General features: G+C 50.4%; 2 protein-coding genes. Both read right to left on the reverse strand.

Features of this window, described 5'->3' with window-relative positions:
• On the reverse strand, positions 1–329 hold a 329-nt coding region (locus tag MJD61_04310), incomplete at its 3' end, for an aldehyde ferredoxin oxidoreductase (protein ID MCG8554499.1).
• Between the two features lie 25 nt (positions 330–354).
• On the reverse strand, positions 355–1,521 hold the full coding sequence (locus MJD61_04315) for a glycosyltransferase (protein ID MCG8554500.1): 1,167 nt from the start codon (positions 1,519–1,521) through the stop codon (positions 355–357).
• Positions 1,522–1,967 lie beyond the last annotated feature (446 nt).

Raw genomic sequence — 1,967 nt, forward strand, 5'->3', positions numbered from 1 at the left:
CGCAAGAACTCTCGGTTAAGGAACGGCTCGCCTTGATGGTAAAGCAGAAGATAGACCAGATGGTCTCCTATTTTATCGAGTGTCTTACGGAAGGTGTCAAAATTCATGAGACCGCGCCGTCGCTCCATCTTCCCGTTGCCGGTGACGCATAACGGGCATTCGAGGTTGCAAACATTGGTCGGCTCTATGGTCAGAATCGCAGGCTGTCCCCAGACGATACTTCTCTTGGTGGCCCAGGAGATACCGTAAGAGATGACGGCAAGGCAGATATTCCATAGTCGCTTGAATGTAAGAGCCCGCAATAATAGCCGGACGGGGATTTCTTTCATGTTGACTATCTGGCCCGATTGATCACTACTTCCATTTGACTTTTCCCACGAGACCCAACGGGCTTATAAACGTTTGATTGATCAGAAAGAACAGCTCCCACAGGGGGATCCACGCCAGCAACTTGTTTTGGCCTAATTTGTTTGCCATCCACGCCAGAGCTAAGAAATCCAGGCAGATCTTCATAGCGAGCAACGCCGTTGCAGTTGGAAGATGTTGCTGTAGAAACAGCGAGAATATCCAAAACGAAAACAAATAGGTGTTGCACAGATTGAAAAGCAGGTAAGAGGCTTGGAGAGGCCGGGAATAGTGCTTGGCCGCGGAAACATGGCGCCGGCGCTGACGAATGAACTGAGAAGGACCAGAGGCGGCCGGGCTTGGAACGGCGACTTTGGGGTTCAGAGCATAGGTCATTTTCCAGGTTGTTCGGTTTGCTAGTTGTTGCAACAGTAGGTCGTCGTCACCCGAGAGGCTATGCTCAATTTCAGAAAAGCCTCCAACCTCTTCAAAAGCTTCTTTTCTGTAGGCGAGATTCCTCCCGGTACAAGTTGCACCGATATTCCAACCAACCGTGCCGGCCGAGACCACGGCGTTTGCTAGGTTATCTAACGCAAGGACCCGATTCCAAGGGTCGTCCTTCTCTTCAAATGGCGCTGGCCCGACTACCATCCCGACGTTATCTCCAAACAACGGCACGGTATCAGCTAGCCATTCTGGCGAGGGGGTACAGTCGGCGTCTGTGGTGAAGATCAAGTCTCCGCTAGCTTTAGAAATGGCCTTGCTCAGAGCGTATTTCTTCGGACTGGCTCGCTTGGTTCCAGATGGGATCGTAACCAGTTCAAAATTCGAATGCTGCCGACGATGCTCCTCCAGAACGACAGCGGTGTTGTCCGTTGAGCGGTCATTGACAACAACAATTTGCGTCCGGTCAGCCAGGTAGGTTTGCGACAGCAAGGCTCTTAGACATCGACCGAGATTTTTTTCTTCATTTCTGGCAGCCACAACTACTGAAATACGCGGCAGAATATGGCTCTTATGGTTACGTAGTCGCAGGCATCCTGAAATCAATATCAACAGGATAATGGCATAAATAGCGAGAGAGATCAAGCCAAAGTAAGAGAGTACGTCGGGCATTCCGCTGATGTTGAGTTGCTTGAAATGGCGGAAGATATTGAAAATCGGAGAAAGGGTCAAGTAAAATACTTGTTACCAAACATGTGCGTTTCTGCCGTGAAATTTGGTTGCTTTTAGGTCACACAAGGATTACTTTTTAGTAGGTACTCCCGAATGCGACAGCGGTTGCGGATTCTCCCGTCCCGGCCAGTCGGCGATGAGGATCCCGAATAGGAAGGCGGGCGTGACTCTGCGTCTTGTTGAAGTTGTATATTCAGTCTGCATAAGGCACCATACACCATTCTTTACTAAGACCGAGCCTACAGTATCCTGGGCGTTAGGGACGCACCTCGCCGCCAAGAGTTACCTAACCTACCCAAAAATCAGCGCACAGGTGCAGACCTGCGAGGTTCCCCGATGTCTGGCATCGTGCCCTCTCAAAACGGGATATAGAATGACATGAAGTATGATCCCGAAAAATACCGTCGCCGGTCGATCCGATTGCCGGGATATGATTACGCCAATCC

The sequence above is a fragment of the Pseudomonadota bacterium genome (genome assembly GCA_022361155.1).
GTDB lineage: Bacteria > Myxococcota_A > Polyangia > Polyangiales > JAKSBK01 > JAKSBK01.